Annotated in this window: 16 protein-coding genes; 6 read left to right on the plus strand and 10 right to left on the minus strand. The window is 66.7% G+C overall.

Annotated features, from left to right (window positions below):
* Positions 1-161: 161 nt before the first annotated feature.
* The 3 genes from pssA to ilvN form a co-directional block, all read right to left on the minus strand.
* The gene (gene pssA, locus QT386_RS03580) at positions 162-965 is read right to left on the minus strand and encodes a CDP-diacylglycerol--serine O-phosphatidyltransferase (RefSeq protein ID WP_289272368.1); all 804 of its coding nucleotides are present in this window, start codon (positions 963-965) and stop codon (positions 162-164) included.
* A gap of 147 nt (positions 966-1,112) precedes the next feature.
* Entirely contained in the window at positions 1,113-2,129 is a 1,017-nt protein-coding gene (gene ilvC / locus QT386_RS03585) for a ketol-acid reductoisomerase (protein ID WP_289272643.1), read from the minus strand.
* A 76-nt stretch (positions 2,130-2,205) separates the two neighbouring features.
* On the minus strand, positions 2,206-2,703 hold the full coding sequence (gene ilvN, locus QT386_RS03590) for an acetolactate synthase small subunit (protein ID WP_367401385.1): 498 nt from the start codon (positions 2,701-2,703) through the stop codon (positions 2,206-2,208).
* A 144-nt stretch (positions 2,704-2,847) separates the two neighbouring features.
* On the opposite strand from ilvN, the gene ilvB reads away from it, so the two are divergent.
* The 6 genes from ilvB to QT386_RS03620 all read left to right on the plus strand — a co-directional run bounded on the left by ilvB (position 2,848) and on the right by QT386_RS03620 (position 9,584).
* A complete protein-coding gene (ilvB, locus tag QT386_RS03595; protein ID WP_289272370.1) occupies positions 2,848-4,692 on the plus strand; it encodes a biosynthetic-type acetolactate synthase large subunit in 1,845 nt (614 codons plus the stop codon).
* 104 nt (positions 4,693-4,796) lie between these two features.
* Entirely contained in the window at positions 4,797-5,471 is a 675-nt protein-coding gene (locus QT386_RS03600) for a TetR/AcrR family transcriptional regulator (protein WP_289272371.1), read from the plus strand.
* Positions 5,468-7,147, plus strand: coding sequence for an AMP-binding protein (locus QT386_RS03605; RefSeq protein WP_289272372.1), 1,680 nt, complete (start codon positions 5,468-5,470; stop codon positions 7,145-7,147). Before QT386_RS03600 ends, QT386_RS03605 begins: the two co-directional genes overlap by 4 nt.
* Positions 7,148-7,221: 74 nt before the next feature.
* Positions 7,222-8,127 (plus strand): LysR substrate-binding domain-containing protein, encoded by a 906-nt coding sequence (locus tag QT386_RS03610; protein WP_289272373.1) that lies wholly within the window; start codon positions 7,222-7,224, stop codon positions 8,125-8,127.
* A 90-nt stretch (positions 8,128-8,217) separates the two neighbouring features.
* The gene (locus QT386_RS03615) at positions 8,218-9,105 is read left to right on the plus strand and encodes an alpha/beta fold hydrolase (RefSeq protein ID WP_289272374.1); all 888 of its coding nucleotides are present in this window, start codon (positions 8,218-8,220) and stop codon (positions 9,103-9,105) included.
* Positions 9,106-9,113: 8 nt separating this feature from the next.
* The gene (locus QT386_RS03620; RefSeq protein WP_289272375.1) at positions 9,114-9,584 is read left to right on the plus strand and encodes a hotdog fold domain-containing protein; all 471 of its coding nucleotides are present in this window, start codon (positions 9,114-9,116) and stop codon (positions 9,582-9,584) included.
* Between the two features lie 109 nt (positions 9,585-9,693).
* Here QT386_RS03620 and QT386_RS03625 read toward each other — a convergent pair whose 3' ends face one another.
* The 7 genes from QT386_RS03625 to QT386_RS03655 all read right to left on the minus strand — a co-directional run bounded on the left by QT386_RS03625 (position 9,694) and on the right by QT386_RS03655 (position 15,912).
* Positions 9,694-10,497 carry a radical SAM protein gene (locus QT386_RS03625; RefSeq protein WP_289272376.1) on the minus strand — a complete coding sequence of 268 codons (804 nt, stop codon included), beginning with the start codon at positions 10,495-10,497 and terminating at the stop codon, positions 9,694-9,696.
* Between the two features lie 96 nt (positions 10,498-10,593).
* Complete coding sequence (locus QT386_RS03630; RefSeq protein ID WP_289272377.1) at positions 10,594-12,117, minus strand: flavodoxin domain-containing protein; 1,524 nt, start codon at positions 12,115-12,117, stop codon at positions 10,594-10,596.
* Entirely contained in the window at positions 12,110-13,108 is a 999-nt protein-coding gene (locus QT386_RS03635; protein WP_289272378.1) for an FAD:protein FMN transferase, read from the minus strand. The genes QT386_RS03630 and QT386_RS03635 overlap by 8 nt, the downstream gene beginning before the upstream one ends.
* 65 nt (positions 13,109-13,173) lie before the next feature.
* Positions 13,174-13,989, minus strand: a complete 816-nt coding sequence (locus QT386_RS03640) for a DUF4198 domain-containing protein (RefSeq protein WP_289272379.1) — start codon at positions 13,987-13,989, stop codon at positions 13,174-13,176.
* A 20-nt stretch (positions 13,990-14,009) separates the two neighbouring features.
* The gene (locus tag QT386_RS03645) at positions 14,010-14,573 is read right to left on the minus strand and encodes a DUF2271 domain-containing protein (protein WP_289272380.1); all 564 of its coding nucleotides are present in this window, start codon (positions 14,571-14,573) and stop codon (positions 14,010-14,012) included.
* Between the two features lie 19 nt (positions 14,574-14,592).
* On the minus strand, positions 14,593-15,222 hold the full coding sequence (locus QT386_RS03650) for a PepSY-associated TM helix domain-containing protein (protein WP_289272381.1): 630 nt from the start codon (positions 15,220-15,222) through the stop codon (positions 14,593-14,595).
* A 9-nt stretch (positions 15,223-15,231) separates the two neighbouring features.
* Positions 15,232-15,912, minus strand: a complete 681-nt coding sequence (locus QT386_RS03655; RefSeq protein WP_289272382.1) for a Fe2+-dependent dioxygenase — start codon at positions 15,910-15,912, stop codon at positions 15,232-15,234.
* Positions 15,913-15,933: the final 21 nt, after the last annotated feature.

The following is a 15,933-nucleotide window of genomic DNA, read 5'->3' on the forward strand; positions in this document are numbered from 1 at the left end:
TAGGTTCTGTCTTACGACAGAAGAAGGAGGCTAAGAAGCGCGCGCGCAAACGGCCGTGCGCCCTGGGGCGCAGCGGGAACAGCGAAATGGCCGTTTGCGGATGACATGTCCTGGATATTAGAGCATCTACAGGCCAGCTTTCAAACCACCCGTCCAGCGGTTCACACCGTTGGGGCCGGCTTCCGGCGCAGCTTGCGCCAGGCCACCACCGCCGGCCCGGACAGGGCATAGGCGAAGAACAGCACGAACAGGATGCGCGGCGGGTCGATCAGCACCAGGGCCAGCACGCCGACCACCGAGGCGAAGGACAGGAACTTCAGGCGGGCATTCAGGTTGAGCTTCTTGAAGCTGTTGTAGCGGAAGCTCGACACCATCGACAGCGCCGTGGCCAGGGTCAAGGGCGCGGCGACGATCAGGGCGTCATGCCCGTCGATGGGCACATGGCCGGCCACCCAGGCGAACAGGGAGTGGCTGTCGTCCACGCAACTCCAGACGAAAAAGGTCACCACGGCCGCCGCCGCCGGGCTGGGTACGCCGTAGAAATCCTTGTTGGAACTGGCAATGGCCGCCAGCACGTTGAAGCGGGCCAGGCGCATCGCCGCGCAGGCGGCGTAGGTGAAGGCGATCACCCAGCCCAGCTTGCCGCCGATCCAGCGGTAGTCGGCCAGGCCATTGAGGGAATAGGCGTAGATCAGGATGGCCGGGGCGATACCGAAGGCCACCATGTCGCAGAGGGAGTCGAACTCCTTGCCGAAGTCGCTCTGGGTGTTGGTCCAGCGTGCCACGCGGCCGTCCAGGCCGTCGGCGATCATGGCCGCCAGGATGCCGAAGACAGCGTTCTCGAAGCGCCCATCCATGGCCATGACGATGGCGTAGAAGCCACCGAACAGGGTGCCGGTGGTGAACAGGTTGGGCAGCAGGTAGATGCCCTTGACACGCTTCTTGGCAGGCGCGCTGTCGTCCATTGATCTGTCCTCGGGATTTTGGGCCATCTTACTGTTCTGGAAGGGGGAAATCCAAAGCCTGCCGCCGCTCGCCGTGACACGGGGGAAAAAGGAAGGCCGCCCGGAGGCGGCCTTCTCAAAAGTACTACCGCGCTTTCGCGCTTGTTCTTAGTTCTTGCTCTTGTCGACCAGCTTGTTCTTGCCGATCCAGGGCATCATCGCGCGCAGCTCGCCGCCGACCACTTCGATCGGGTGCGCGGCGTTGAGGCGGCGCATGGCGGTCATTTCCGGGTAGCCCAGCTTGCCCTCGGACACGAAGGCCTTGGCGTACTTGCCGGTCTGGATGTCGAGCAGGGCCTGCTTCATGGCCTTGCGCGACTCGTCGTTGATGACCTTGGGGCCGGTCACGTACTCGCCGTACTCGGCGTTGTTCGAGATCGAGTAGTTCATCGTGGCGATGCCGCCTTCGTACATCAGGTCGACGATCAGCTTGAGCTCGTGCAGGCACTCGAAGTAGGCCATTTCCGGAGCGTAGCCGGCGTCCACCAGCGTCTCGAAGCCGGCCTTGACCAGTTCCACGGCGCCGCCGCAGAGCACGGCCTGCTCACCGAACAGGTCGGTCTCGCACTCGTCCTTGAAGGTGGTCTCGATGATGCCCGAGCGGCCGCCGCCGATGGCGGAGCCGTAGGACAGCGCGATCTTCTTGGCGTTGCCGCTGGCGTCCTGGTAGACGGCGATCAGGTCGGGGATGCCGCCACCCTTGGTGTACTCGTTGCGGACCGTGTGGCCAGGGGCCTTCGGCGCGATCATGATCACGTCGAGGTCGGCACGCGGCACCACCTGGTTGAAGTGGATCGCGAAGCCGTGGGCGAAGGCCAGCACCGCGCCCTTCTTGATGTTGGGCTCGATCTCGTTCTTGTACAGCTCGGACTGGAACTCGTCCGGCGTCAGCACCATGACCACGTCGGCCCAGGCGCAGGCTTCCGCCACGCTCTTGACCTTGAGACCGCCGGCCTCGACCTTCTTGGCGGTGGCCGAGCCCGGGCGCAGGGCGACGACGACATCAACGCCGCTGTCCTTGAGGTTCAGCGCGTGGGCGTGGCCCTGCGAGCCGTAGCCGACGATAGCGACCTTCTTCGACTGGATGATGGAAAGGTCGGCGTCCTTGTCGTAGTAGACGTTGATGCTCACGGTTGGCTCCAGGGGTGCTGATGGATGACGCGGCACGGAGCCGGCGTCGGATAAGTTGAGGTTTCGGGGGTCAGGCGGCTACAACGACCCGGCGGCCGCGGGCCATGGCGGCTACGCCGCTGCGGTCCACTTCCAGGATGCTGGTGATCTTGCCCAGTTCGGAGACCAGCGCATCGATCTCCTGGCCGGTGCCGGCCAGCTGGATCATGCGGGTGTCCTCGGTTTCATCGAGTATCTGGGCACGGTGCTCGCGCACGCACTCCACCACCTTGCGGGCGGATTCGGCGTTCACGGCGACCTTGGCCATCAGCAGCTCGCACTCGATGTGGTCGGTGCTGGACAGGTCGGCGATCTCGACGACATCGATCAGCTTGCGGGTCTGCTTGATGATCTGCTCGATGACGCTTTCGCTGCCGGCCGTGACCAGGGTCAGGCGGGAAACGGTCGGGTCATGGGTCGGGGCGACTGAAAGCGAGTCGATGTTGTAGCCGCGTGCCGCAAACATATTGGCCACACGCGCCAGGGCGCCGGCTTCGTTTTGCAGCAGGATCGTGATGATGTGACGCATAAGGGCGCGCAAGATAAGCGCCTTTTGGCGTCGGCGCAATAGTTTTCAGTGCTTTTTCGGTGCTTTTCCGGATGACTGAGGCCGAAATGCCATGTCATAATGTGCGCTTCTCTCGCCGCTTGGCCGGAATGGGCCCGGAATGCCATGAATGCCGTCCTGAAACCCTCGACCCACCCTCTCGCCGGCAAGGCCATGACCGGCGCGGAAATCGTCGTCCAGCTGCTGGCGGACGAAGGGACCAGCGCGGTATTCGGCTACAGCGGCGGCGCCATCCTGCCGACCTACGACGCGATCTTCCGCTTCAATCGCGAAAACCGGGCCGAGAACGGCGGCGAGAAGATGCCCCTGATCGTGCCCGCTAACGAGCAGGCCGCCGGCTTCATGGCCGCCGGCTATGCCCGCGCCTCCGGCAAGGTCGGCGTCTGCCTGGTGACCTCCGGCCCCGGCGCCACCAATACCGTGACCCCGGTGCGCGACTGCATGGCGGACTCGATCCCCATCGTGGTGCTCTGCGGCCAGGTGCCGACCGGCGCCGTAGGTACCGACGCCTTCCAGGAAGCCCCGATCAGCACCATCATGGGCTCTGCGGCCAAGCACGTGTTCCTGGTCACCGACCCCACCAAGCTGGAGGCCACCGTCCGCACTGCCTTCGAGATCGCCCGCACCGGCCGCCCCGGCCCGGTGGTGGTGGACATCCCCAAGGACGTGCAGAACTGGAATGGGACCTTCAAGGGTGAGGGCGTGCTGCCCATCCCCGGCTACCGCGCCCGCCTCAAGCAGGTCTACGAGAACCGCCTCTCCGCCGAGCAGCTGGCGCAGTTCCACGAGCTGATCAAGGCCTCCAAGCGCCCGCTGATCTACGCCGGCGGCGGTGTGATCCACGGCCAGGCCTCGGACTCGCTGCGCAGCTTCGCCAAGGCCTTCGGCATCCCGGTGACCACCACGCTGATGGGCATCGGCGCCTTCGACACCACCGACCCGCTGTCGCTGGAAATGCTGGGCATGCACGGCACCGCCTTCGCCAACTACGCGGTGGACGACTGCGATTTCCTGATCGCCGTCGGTGCGCGCTTCGACGACCGCGTGGCGGGCGTGCCGGCCAAGTTCGCGCCGAATGCGAAGGGCATCGCCCACTTCGACATCGACCCCTCCGAGATCAACAAAGTCAAGCGCGTGAGCTGGCATCACGTGGGCGAGTTGAACAATGCCCTGGCCCGCGTGGAAGCCCATCTGGGCGAACAGGGCTTCAATCCCGACTACAGCGCCTGGCATGCCCACATCGCCGAGCTGAAGCAGAAGCACCCGATGAACTACGAGCGCGGCGGCGATCACATCCAGCCGCATGCCGTGATCGAGGAGATCAACAAGATCACCCGGGGCGAGGCCATCGTCGCTACCGGCGTGGGCCAGCACCAGATGTGGGCTGCGCAGTACTTCGACTTCAAGCAGCCGCGCCTGTGGCTGACCTCCGGCTCCATGGGCACCATGGGCTTCGGCCTGCCGGCCGCCCTGGGCGCCCAGTTCGCCTGCCCGGACAAGATCGTCATCGACATCGACGGCGACGCCTCCATCCGCATGAACCTGGGCGAGCTGGAAACCGCCACCACCTACGGCACCCCGGTGAAGGTGGTCGTGCTGAACAACTTCGGCGACGGCATGGTCAAGCAGTGGCAGCGCCTGTTCTTCGACAGCCGCTACGCCGGCTCCGACAAGAGCCTGCACCAGAAAGATTTCATCAAGGCCGCCGAGGCCGACGGCTATCGCTACGCCGTGCGCGTCAGCAGCAAGGCCGACCTGCCCCGCGTGGTCAAGGAATTCATCGAGTTCAAGGGCCCGGCCTTCCTGGAAGTCATCATCGACCCGATGGCCTCGGTCTACCCGATGGTCGGCCCCGGCATGTCCTACGGGCAGATGATCACCGGCGACTGGATCCCCTCCCGCAACGCCGCCCCGGTCTCGGACGACGTCAAGAACACCCAGATGTTCTGAGGCCGTCGGCCGGGGCCTGATCTGCCCTGCGCTTGGCCCTAAACGAACGGTACGGCGGCGACCCGGCGCGGCTATGATGGAAGCCCTATGAGGCTACCTCGGTCATGAACGACGCTCTGGACCCGCTCGCCATCGCGCGCCAGCCCACGCAGCAGCGTGCACGGGACCGTTTCGACCGCATCCTGGCGGAAGCCGAGAAACTGCTGATGGAAGCCGGCCTGTCCGGCTTTTCCGTGCCGGTGCTGGCCGAGCGCCTGGACTACACCCGCGGCAGCATCTACGCCTACTTCCCCACGCCCTACGCCATCCTGAATGAACTGGTGGCGCGTTACCTGGTCGAGATAGAGAGCCAGTTCCGTGCCCGTGCCGACGAACTGCGCGGCATGACGCTGCGCGAGGCGATAGGCGCGGTGGTGGACCATTCCGTGAGCTTCTACGAGGCCAACCCGGTGGCCCGCTTGCTGATCCTGGGCGGCGCAGTTACCGATGACAGCTTCCGGGCCCAGGAAATGACCATCAAGCACCTGGGCGACCTGGGTCGCGCGGTGTGGAAGGACAAGGGGGTCCGCCTGCCCAAGGGGCAGCCGGACGTGACGACACTGTCGGTGGACATCGCCACCGCCTGTTTCCGCCGCTCCTACTTCGAACACGGCTCGATCACGCCGGCCTACCGCGATGCCGCGGTGGCCGCGATGATCGGCTTCCTGATGCCGTACGTGGACACGGCATCCGCATCACCCGCTGTGCCGACAAGTAAAAAACCGAGGAGGAAAGCATGAGCAAGACCAACGACGCCCGCACGCCGCTGGCCTGCCTGTATCACTGGGAGAAGACCACTCCCGACACCATCCACCTGACCCAGCCCGTGGGCGGCGGCAAGGTGGTGGACTACACCTGGAAGCAGGCCATGGACGAGACCCGCCGCATGGCGGCACACCTGCGGTCGCTGAACCTGCCGCCGAAGAGCCAGATCGCCATCCTGGGCAAGAACACCGCACACTGGATGCTGGCCGACTGGGCCATCATGATGTCCGGCCACGTCAGCGTACCGCTGTATCCCACGCTCAACGCCGAGACCGTGCGCTACATCCTGGACCACAGCGAGTCCAAGCTGCTGTTCATCGGCAAGCTCGACGAGTGGGAGCAGATGAAGGCCGGCGTGCCGGCCAGCATGCCCGCCATCACGCTGCCGCTGGCGCCCGCCAGCGCACCGGGCAGCAAATGGGAAGAGATCGTCGCCAAGACGGCGCCGCTGCAGGGCGAGCCCGACCGGCCGCTCGACGAGATGGCCACCATCGTCTACACCTCGGGCAGCACCGGCCAGCCCAAGGGTGTGATGCAGACGTTCCGCTCGTTCAACGTCTGCGGCACGATGATGCGCGACGTGATCCCCGCCAACCAGCATGACCGCATGCTGTCCTACCTGCCGCTGGCGCATGTCGCCGAACGCCTGGTGGTGGAGAACAACTCGACTTACCACGGCTTCCATGTGTTCTTCGCCGAGTCGCTGGAAACCTTCGTCAGCGACCTGCGCCGCGCCCGCCCGACGATCTTCTTCTCGGTGCCGCGCCTGTGGACCAAGTTCCAGCTCGGCGTGCTCGACAAGCTGCCGCTGAAGAAGCAGAAGCTCCTGTTCAGCATCCCCTTCCTCGGCAAGAAGGTGAAGCGCAAGATCCTCGAGCAGCTCGGCCTGGACTCCGTGCGCGTGGCCTTCACCGGCGCCGCGCCGCTGCCGCCTCCCACCGTCTCCTGGTACCGCAGCCTGGGCCTGGAGCTGCTGGAGGCCTACGGCATGAGCGAGAACTTCGCCTACTCCCATTTCACCCGCCCGGGCAACGCCCGCGTCGGCTACGTCGGCCCCACCAACCTCGGCGTGTCCTGCCGCATCGGCGACAACAGCGAGATCCTGGTGAAGAGCCCGGCGCAGATGCTGGGCTACTACAAGGAGCCCGAGAAGACCGCCGAGTGCTACACCGAGGACGGCTTCTTCAAGACCGGCGACATGGGCGAGATCGACGAGCAGGGCCGCCTGCGCATCACCGGCCGCGTCAAGGAACTGTTCAAGACCAGCAAGGGCAAGTACGTGGCGCCCGTGCCCATCGAGAACAAGCTCGGCAGCCACCCAAAGATCGAGGCGGTCTGCATCGGCGGCGCCAATCAGCCGGCGACCTTCGCCCTGGTACTGCTGTCGGAGGATGCGCGCAAGCACATCGCCGCCGGTGGCGACAAGACCGAGATCGGCACCGAGTTGACCTCGCTGATGGAACAGGTCAACGAGACCCTGGACCCGCATGAGCAGATCCAGTTCACTGTGGTGGTCAAGGACACCTGGAACATCGACAACGGCTTCCTGACGCCCACGATGAAGATCCGCCGCAACATCATCGAGAAGCGCTACGAGCCGAATGTCGACCAGTGGTTCGGGTCGCGCAAGACGGTCATCTGGGAAAACTAGGGTTCAACGCCTGAACCGGCCCGGCCTCGCCCAGCGACGCCGGGCTTTTTCATGCCCGCTACAATCGTCCCCAGATGAAATTCCGCCGTCTGCCACCACTGCATACACTCGAGGCCTTCGATGCCTCGGCGCGGCGGCTGTCCTTCAAGCTGGCAGCGGAAGAACTGCACCTGACCCCCTCGGCGGTCAGCCACCAGATCAAGGCACTGGAAGCCTTCCTAGGCTTCGACCTGTTCCGCCGCGGCAACCGCTCGCTGGAGCTGTCCGACGGCGGCAAGGCCTACCTCGCCGTGGTGCGCGACACCCTGCAGCGCCTGCGCGACGGCAGCCACCGCGTGGTGCAGCGCCATGCCCGCGCCAGCCTCAAGGTCAGCATGGGGCCGTTCATCGCCAGCGAGCTGATCCTGCCGGCCCTGCCCTCGTTCCAGGAAGCGCACCCGGACATCGACGTGCGCATCGACACCAACCTGAGGCCGGTGGACCTGCTGCACGAGGATCTCGACCTGGCCCTGCGCTTCGGCAATGGCCATTGGCCGCAGCTGACGGCCGAGCACCTGATGACCATGTGGGCCGTGCCGGTCTGCACCCCCGAACTGGCGCGCAGCCTGCGCAAGCGCAGCCCCGCGGACCTGGGCGACATCTCCCTGATCCACTCCTCGCCGATGGCCGAAGGCTGGGCCATGTGGTCGCAGGCCGCCGGCGTCACCCTGGGCAAGGGCAAGCGCGACATCTGGCTGGACAGCTACCTGGCTATCCTGCGCGCCGCCGAGCAGGGCCTGGGCCTGGCCCTGGGCCTGCTGCCGATGGTGGAGCCGCAGCTCAGGCGGCGGCGCCTGGCGGCGCCCTGGCCGCAACTGAAGATCGAGGTACCGCAGGGCTATTACCTGCTGCACCGCGCCAGCGACGGCGACCGGCCCGAGGTGGCGGCGTTCCGCGACTGGCTGCAGGCCCTGCTGCGCTCCGGCAGCCTCTTCAAGTGAACTGAGTTCACCCGAAAGCACTCCCGATTTCGTTTGTCGCCCCGCGCGCGCAGGCCTAGCCTGAAGCCTCAATCCATTGAGGAGCGCGACATGCGCGAAATCCACACCACCCTGGAGTCCCGCGACGGCCACCCGCTCGCGGCCACGCTCTACGAGCCCGAGAAGGCACCGCGCGCCGCGGTGCAGATCAACGCCGCCACCGGCGTCCCGCGCCGCTACTACGCGGCGTATGCGAGATTCCTGGCGGAGCGCGGCTTCGCCGTGCTGACCTACGACTACCGCGGCATCGGGCAGAGCGTCTGGCCCCTGCAGGTCAGCGGAGCCTCCCTGCGCATGCGCCACTGGGGCGAGCACGACCTGGCCGCCACGCTAGGCTGGCTGCACCAGCGCTACCCCGGCCTTCCCATTGCCGCCATCGGGCACTCCGCCGGCGGCCAGATGCTGGGCTTGGCGGACAACAACCACCTCGCCAAGGCCGCGCTGTCCATCGCCTCCCAGAGCGGCTACTGGGGCCACTGGCCGCAGCGCCTGCGCCCGGTGATGGCGGCGCTGTGGCACGTGGTGCTGCCCGGCTCCGTGGCCCTGTTCGGCCGGGTTCCCGCCGCGGTCATGGGCGCGGAACTTCCGGCTGGCGTCGCCCTACAGTGGGCCAGCTGGTGCCGGCACCCGGATTACATCACCCATCGCAGCGGCCAGCCGATCCGCCAGCATTTCGCGTCCTACCGCGGCCCGATGCGCTTCTACGCGATCGGCGACGACATGTTCTATGCCCCGCTCAAGGCCGTGCAGGCCCTCGCCGGCTTCTACCGCAACGCTCGCATCGAGGTGCGCGTGCTGCAGCCGGCCGACCACGGCCTGCGCCAGATCAGCCACTTCGGCTTCTTCCGGCCCAGCATGCCGCAGGCGGCCTGGCAGGAGACCGCGGACTGGCTGGTCCAGGCCCTGCGGCTGCCCCCGACGAATTCCCATTCCCCTTGAGAGCCCCCATGACCCAGCTTGCCCAAACCTTTTCCCGCCTGCGCCGCTACCCCCTCGGCCGCAACCTGTTCTCGCGTGCCGTGACTTGGCGCGCACCCTACTTCGCGTCGATCTCGCCGACCTTCCACGAGCTGAAGCCCGGCCTGGCCGAGGTCTTCATCCGCAACCAGCGCAAGGTGCACAACCACCTGGGCTCGGTGAACGCCATCGCTATGTGCGCCATGGCGGAGCTGGCCGCCGGCACGATGATGGAGACCTCCCTGCCCCGCAGCCTGCGCTGGATCCCGCGCGGCATGACGGTGCGCTACGTCAAGCAGGGCAGCACGGACCTGGTGGCCCGCGCGGAACTGCCGCAGCCGCTGGCGCCGGATTTCACCGGCGACATCGTGGTGCCGGTGCGCGTGCGTAACAGCGCGCAGGAGGTGGTGATGGAGGCCGACATCGCCATGTACGTGTCGGCCAGGAAGGCGAAGGGCTAGAAGCGCTCTAGCATCCTATGTCTGCTACCCCGCCGGCCTGCAACGCCGGCGGTCTTAGGGCCTGTCATCCATTTCCCCGTTGCTGCGACGGGGAAATGGATGATAAGCCCTAGCGTACGAGTAAAGGCTCTGCGGCACGCCGGACTTCGCTGCAACCGCTGCATGAGGCCGGGACGCGCCCCGCGGCCAGGTCGGCACGCAACTCGGCGGAAGACCGGAAGGACGACGTGTCCTTGATGAAGCAGCAAGGCAACTCGGTGCCGTCGAGCGTGTAATAGCTCGTGATGGCCTGCTCCAGGTAGCGGCACTGCAGCGCAAACGGCGCCTCGGCCGGCAACTCACGCGGCGGGGGCTTGTAGCGGTAGCTGCGCACATAGTCCGCCTTGCCCTGCAGCGGCTGCACCCGGTGCTGGCCGAAGCCCTTGGCGCGCGCCCACTCCCGGATATCGTCCAGCGGCTGCCCAAAGTCCACCGTGTGCAGCACGATGCGCCGCGCCCCCATGGCCGCGATCAAGCGATCCACGCCCTTGAGGGCCCGGTGCAGCTTGAGGCGGCCGATGGATTCGGCCAATTGCGCATCCAGGGTGTCGATCGAGATGCCGATCAAGGGGAAGGCCTGCGCGAACCATAGCGGATCGCGAATCAGGCTGGCGTTGGTGATGGTGTAGGGCTCCAGGCCCCGCTGCCGCACCGCCGCCACCAGGTCACGAAAGCGGTTGTGCGCGGTGGGCTCGCCCTCACCCTGCAGCGACACCTGACGCACGCTGGGCGGCAGCCGCTCCAGGATGCCGAGGAAGCGCTCCATCGGCATGTGCTGCTGCGGCATGTCGCGCCCGGCGCAGTAGAAGCATCGGTAGTTGCAGATCGTGGTGATCTCGATCTGGGCGAAGGGCGGTGCGCGCGCTGGCGTCATGGCGGGTGTGCGGTCCCATGCAAGGCGCACAGACTATCAGCAGGGGTGCGGGGGCTGTAAGGACAAGCGGGGAGTAGCCCGGGAGCCCCCGGGGATTCAGTACACGTCCCGCCGGTACCGCCCCTCTTCGAGCATGCTTTCCACCGTCGCCTCACCCAGCACCTCGGTAAGTACGCGCCACACCGCTGGCGCCATGCCTTCCAGGCTGCCGCAGACGTAGACCGCGGCACCCTCGCTCACCCAGGCCTTCAGGTCGGCTGCGGCTTCGCGCAGCCGGTCCTGTACGTAGAGGCGCTGCTCCTGGTCACGGGAGAACACCACGTCCAGGCGCTCGAGATGGCCAGCCCGCTGCCAGGCCTCGATCTCTTCGCGGTGGAAGTAATCCTTGTCGCGGCTGCGCTCGCCGAAGACCAGCCAGTTGCGTTTATGCCCCGCGGCGATGCGCGCCTTCAGATGCGCGCGCAGGCCGGCTAGGCCGGTACCGTTGCCGATCAGGATCAGCGGGCGCCCATCCGGCGGCGGTTGGAACCCCGGGTTCTCGCGGATGCGCAGCGAGATCACATCGTCAACCGCGGCATGCTCGGTGAGCCAGCCGGAGCCCAGGCCCAGGCTGCCATCGGGCTGTCGCATCTGCCGCAGCAGCAGCTCCAGGCGCCCGTCGGCGGGAATCGAGGCAATGCTGTACCCGCGGTGCGGCAACGGCTTTAGTCTTTCCGCGAGTTGCTGCGCCGTAGTGCCACGCAGATCGGCAAGATCCCGCGGCAGCAGGCTGCGCGACAGCCAGGCAGACAAGGTCTCTTCGTCCGGCATCGGCGTAGCCGAAGGCAAGCCGATAGCCTGCAAGGCCTCGGCGACGCGCTGCGGGGCATTGCGCGGACCGATCTCGGCGATGTCACCCGCGCTCCACTTGGGAATGCCCTCCAGCGGCTGCAGCGCCAGATGGTAGGCAGGGCCGCCCAGGCTGCCCGGGTTCAGCAGGCGGCGTTCCACCAGCCGCCAGCGCTGGTACTCGGGAGCGCTCCAGTCCGGCAGCGGCTGCCCGCCGCCGAGCAACTCCAGGTGATGCTGCCAGTGGCGCAGGGCACCCTCGTCGGCATTGTCGACTTCCACCGCGTCGAACAACGGCTGGGCACCGCGCTGACGCAGCCAGCGCTCCAACTCATGGCCAAAGCCGCAGAAGTGGCGGTACTCACGGTCGCCAATGGCCAGCAGGCCGTAGTGCAGGCCCTGCAGGTCCGCGTCCGCGCGCATGACCTTGCGCACGAAAGGAATGCAGGTGTCCGGCGGATCGCCTTCTCCCGTGGTGCTGGCCACGAACAGCACGCGGCCGGCGGACTGCAGCATGGCCGCCGTCACTTCTCCCAGGGGGTACAGTTGCACCGGTGCGCCACTGGACTGCAGGGATTGCGCCGTCTGCAGCGCCAGGCGCTGTGCGAAGCCGGTCTGGCTGGCATAGGCCACCAGGATGGGACTGCTGCCGGCGGGCACCGGCATCCGCAGGCGACGCCGCGCCCGTGCCCGCGACCAGGCGATGAACACGCAGAGCAGCAGCCAGGCGAAGACGACGGCGCCAGCCTTGAACGCACGCTGCCCGTCCGCGGTCGCTAGCCAGTCAGTCACTGGCCAGCGCCTTGAAGGCCGGGGTCAAGCGTTCGACAAAACCGCCACCGCTACGCAGAACGAACTGCGCGGCGAAATCATGCCGGGTAGCGAAGTCATGTGCCTCGTCGGGCTCCAGCACGCCCAGCACAGTGGCCAGGGCATCGGCGGCCATGCATTCCGGATGTAGCACCGTGACCGATGCCAGCGCATGCGTCACCGGCCAGCCGCTGCGCGGGTCCAACGTGTGGGCATAGCGGCGGCCCTCGTGCTCGAAATAGCGGCGATAGTCACCCGAGGTCGCCACCGACAGGCCGTGCAGCGCCAGCACCGTGTGCGTCAGGCTCTCATCCACGCGCTCCAGCTCCACCCACCAGGGCTGGCCGTCGGGCTTGCAACCCTGCCCGCGCAGTTCGCCGCCGACTTCCACCAGCCAGTGATCGACACCGGCACGGCCGAGGTAGCGCGCCAACTGGTCCACGGCATAGCCCTTGGCGATGGACGAGAAATCCAGTTGCAGGCCGCCGGGCTGCAGCAAGCGCTTGCCGGCATCGTCGAGCTGCAGGCGCTGCCAGCCGACGCGTGCCCGTGCGGCGTCGATCTCGGCCGCGGAAGGCGGGTTGTCGCGCTGGGACACGGGTCCAAAGCCCCAGGCATCGACCAGGGGACCAATGGTGGGGTCGAAAGCGCCGGCACTGACCTGCGCATACTCCCGCGCGGCCTCCAGCACTTCCATGAATTCCGCTGGCAATGCGTGCCAGCTGCCGGCCGTGGCGGCGTTGTAGCGGCAAAGATCCGAGTCCGGCTCCCAGTGGCTCATCTGCGCCACCACGCGATCCAGCTCCTGCTGCACGCCGGCACCGAGCCAGCGCAGATCGTCGGCGGGCGCCACCAGCAGCACCGACCAGGTGGTGCCCATGCTGCGGCCCTTGAGCGCATGCAGGCTCCCGCCATCCGGATGCGGCGGCAGGGACTGCGGGCTCAGGTTGCGGGGAACGAGGACACGGTTCATGCGGGGTACCGGAAAGCAGACGACGCCCGCCCCCTTGGAGGGCGACGGGCGTCGTGCCGGCCGCATCAGGGCGACAGCACCTCGAAGCTGGCGGTGTAGCTGCTGCGGCGCTCGGTAGCGGGCTTGTCGGCCTTCTTGTCCTGCACCGAGGCGCTGAGCCAGTACAGGCCCGGCTGCGGCCATTCGAGGGTGAAGCGGCCGTCCTTGCCGGTCTTCAGCTCGATCTCGTTGACGGCACTGCGGTAGCGCGTGCCGTCGGCGACCACTTCCACTTCCACGTCCGCCGCCGGCTTGCCGTCGATCAGGAACTGGAAGGTGGCGGACTCGCCGGTGTAGAGATCATTGAAGCCGGTGACCTGCACCAGTTCCAGGCCCTTGCCGGTGGGCTTGAGCGCGGTGTCGTTGGGCTTGCCGGCGGTGACGAAGGTCTCCAGGCGGCCGATCGACTGTGTCACCTTCAGGTCCTTGGCCTTCTTCGGCACTTCCTGGGCGAAGCCTTCGGGCGTGAACGGCGTGCCGCGGGCCGGCCAGCGCTTGGTCTGGCCATTGTCATCCCAGCTAGCGCTGATGCCGGTGTTGACCACCGCGATCTTGTAGGTGCCGGGCTGCTTGAGCTGCAGGTCAAACGTGGCGCGCAGCTTGCCGGAGGACTGGTTCTCCGGCGCCACGGTGCTGCCATCCGGCGCGGTGATGACCAGGTTGTCCAGGCGCGCGGCGTTGTGGTCGCGCACGAAGGGATCGGTGGACGAGCCGGCGTCGAAGGTGACCCACTGGTCGACGTTCAGCACGGTCTTGGATGGGGCGATCCACTGCTTGTGCGCCAGGGCGGACAGCGGCAGCAGGGCGGCGGCGATGGCCAGCGGCTTGATCAGGTTTTTCATGTCGTTGCTCCGTCCGTTGATCAGGGCTTGACGCTGAGGGAGATAGCGCCAAGCTCGCGCGAGCCCTTGGCCTTGATGACCTGCGCGTCCTTGGCAGGCACCTGGAAAGGCACGTCGACCAGTTCACGGCCGCCCTCCTCGCGCGCCGCCTCGACCACCAGCTTGTACTGGCCTGCAGGCAGGTCGGCCACGTTGAAGCTCATGGCGTGCTCGCCCGGGGCACGGGTGGCGCCGGTGATGCCATCGGCCGGCAGCGTCAGCTCGCGGCCACTGCGGCGCCACCACTGGCGCAGGTCCGGCAGCCACTTGGCACCGCCCTGGGGATTGGCCGCGGCGCCCTGCATGCCGCCCGGCGCACCGGCGGCAGCGGCGGCCGGTACCTTCTCGCCCTTCTTGGGCTGCTGGTACCAGACCGCCAGGTTGGCGGCCACGCTCTTGTCCTCACGTTCGAGCCAGACGGCGACGTAGGGACGGTGATACTCGGCCACGTCCAGGCGGGGAATCTCGATGGTCAGGTCCAGGTTTGCGGCCAGTACGGTGCCCGGCAGCATGCTGCAGAGTACGAGGGGAATGCGGTGACGCATGTGGGAGCCTCGAAAGTTTTTAGTGAATGAACAGGATCGCCAGTACCAAAGGAATCACCAGTCCCAGCCCGACGATCGGCCAGGTGGCGGGCCGGTTCCCTGCATGGATCTGCAGCAGGAACAGGCCGGTGATGCAAAAGATCAGGCAGGCCACCGCGAACAGGTCGATGAACCAGCCCCAGGCCACGCCCGCATTGCGGCCCTTGTGCAAATCATTGAAATACGAAATCCAGCCCCGGTCGGTCTGCTCGTACTCCACTTCGCCGCTCTCCAGGTCAAAACTGACCCAGGCATCGCCGCCCGGCCGCGGCAGCGAGAGATAGATCTCGCCATCGTTCCATTCCGGATCGCGCTGGCTGGCTTCGACCGACAGGGACTCCTGCAGCCAGGCGGCCAACACCGGCGGCAATGCGCCCTTCGTGCCTGCCTGCGCTGCGGCCGCGGTCTCGGCCCGCAGGGGCTCCGGCAACTGCGCCGTCTGCGTCACCACCTCGACCTTTGCCTTGATCTGCGAGGCATGGTTCAGCGTGATGCCTGTGGCGGCGAACAGGATCATGCCGATCAGGCACAGGGCCGAGCTGATCCAGTGCCACTGGTGCAGATGCTTAAGCCAGAACGCCCGGCGTTTTTGGTCCTGCTTGGCTTGCATGCCCGTCCCTCAGACCTCGACCCAGCGACGCAGCAGGTTGTGATACACCCCCGTCAACTGAGTAACGGATGGATGGTCCGGTACGTTGACAGCCAATCGCTGGATCGCGGTATCCATGTCGAAAAGCAGGCTTCGCTGCGAATCTTCCCTCACCAGGCTCTGGATCCAGAAGAAGGACGCCAGCCGTGTGCCCCGCGTGACCGGGTTGACGCGATGCAGGCTGGTACCGGGATACAACACCATGTCACCGGCGGCAAACTTGATGCTCTGTGCGCCATAGGTGTCCTCCACCACCAGCTCGCCGCCGTCGTACTCGCCCGGCTCCACCAGGAACAGCGTGGCGGAGATGTCCGTCCGCACGCGATGCGGCGTGCCGCGCACGTCGCGGACGGCGTTGTCCACGTGCACGCCAAAGTTGCCGCCACCCGAGTAGCGGTTGAACAGCGGCGGGTAGATCTTGGCCGGCAGCGCCGCGGAGCGGAACAGCATGTTGCGCGCCAAGGTCTGTGAGATGAGATCTCCCCACTGCCGCGCAACGGGGTGGTCCTCGGACAACTGCTGGTTGTTCTTGACGCGACCCGACTGGTGTCCGGCGGTCACGCGGCCATCGACCCAGTCGGCCTGCTCTAGCGCGGCACGGCACTGCTCCACCTGTTCGGCCGTCAAGACACCCGGAATCTTCAGCAGCATGTCGCGTCCTCGGAGAAAGCA

The organism is Solimonas sp. SE-A11, assembly GCF_030345715.1.
Classification (GTDB): domain Bacteria; phylum Pseudomonadota; class Gammaproteobacteria; order Nevskiales; family Nevskiaceae; genus Solimonas_A.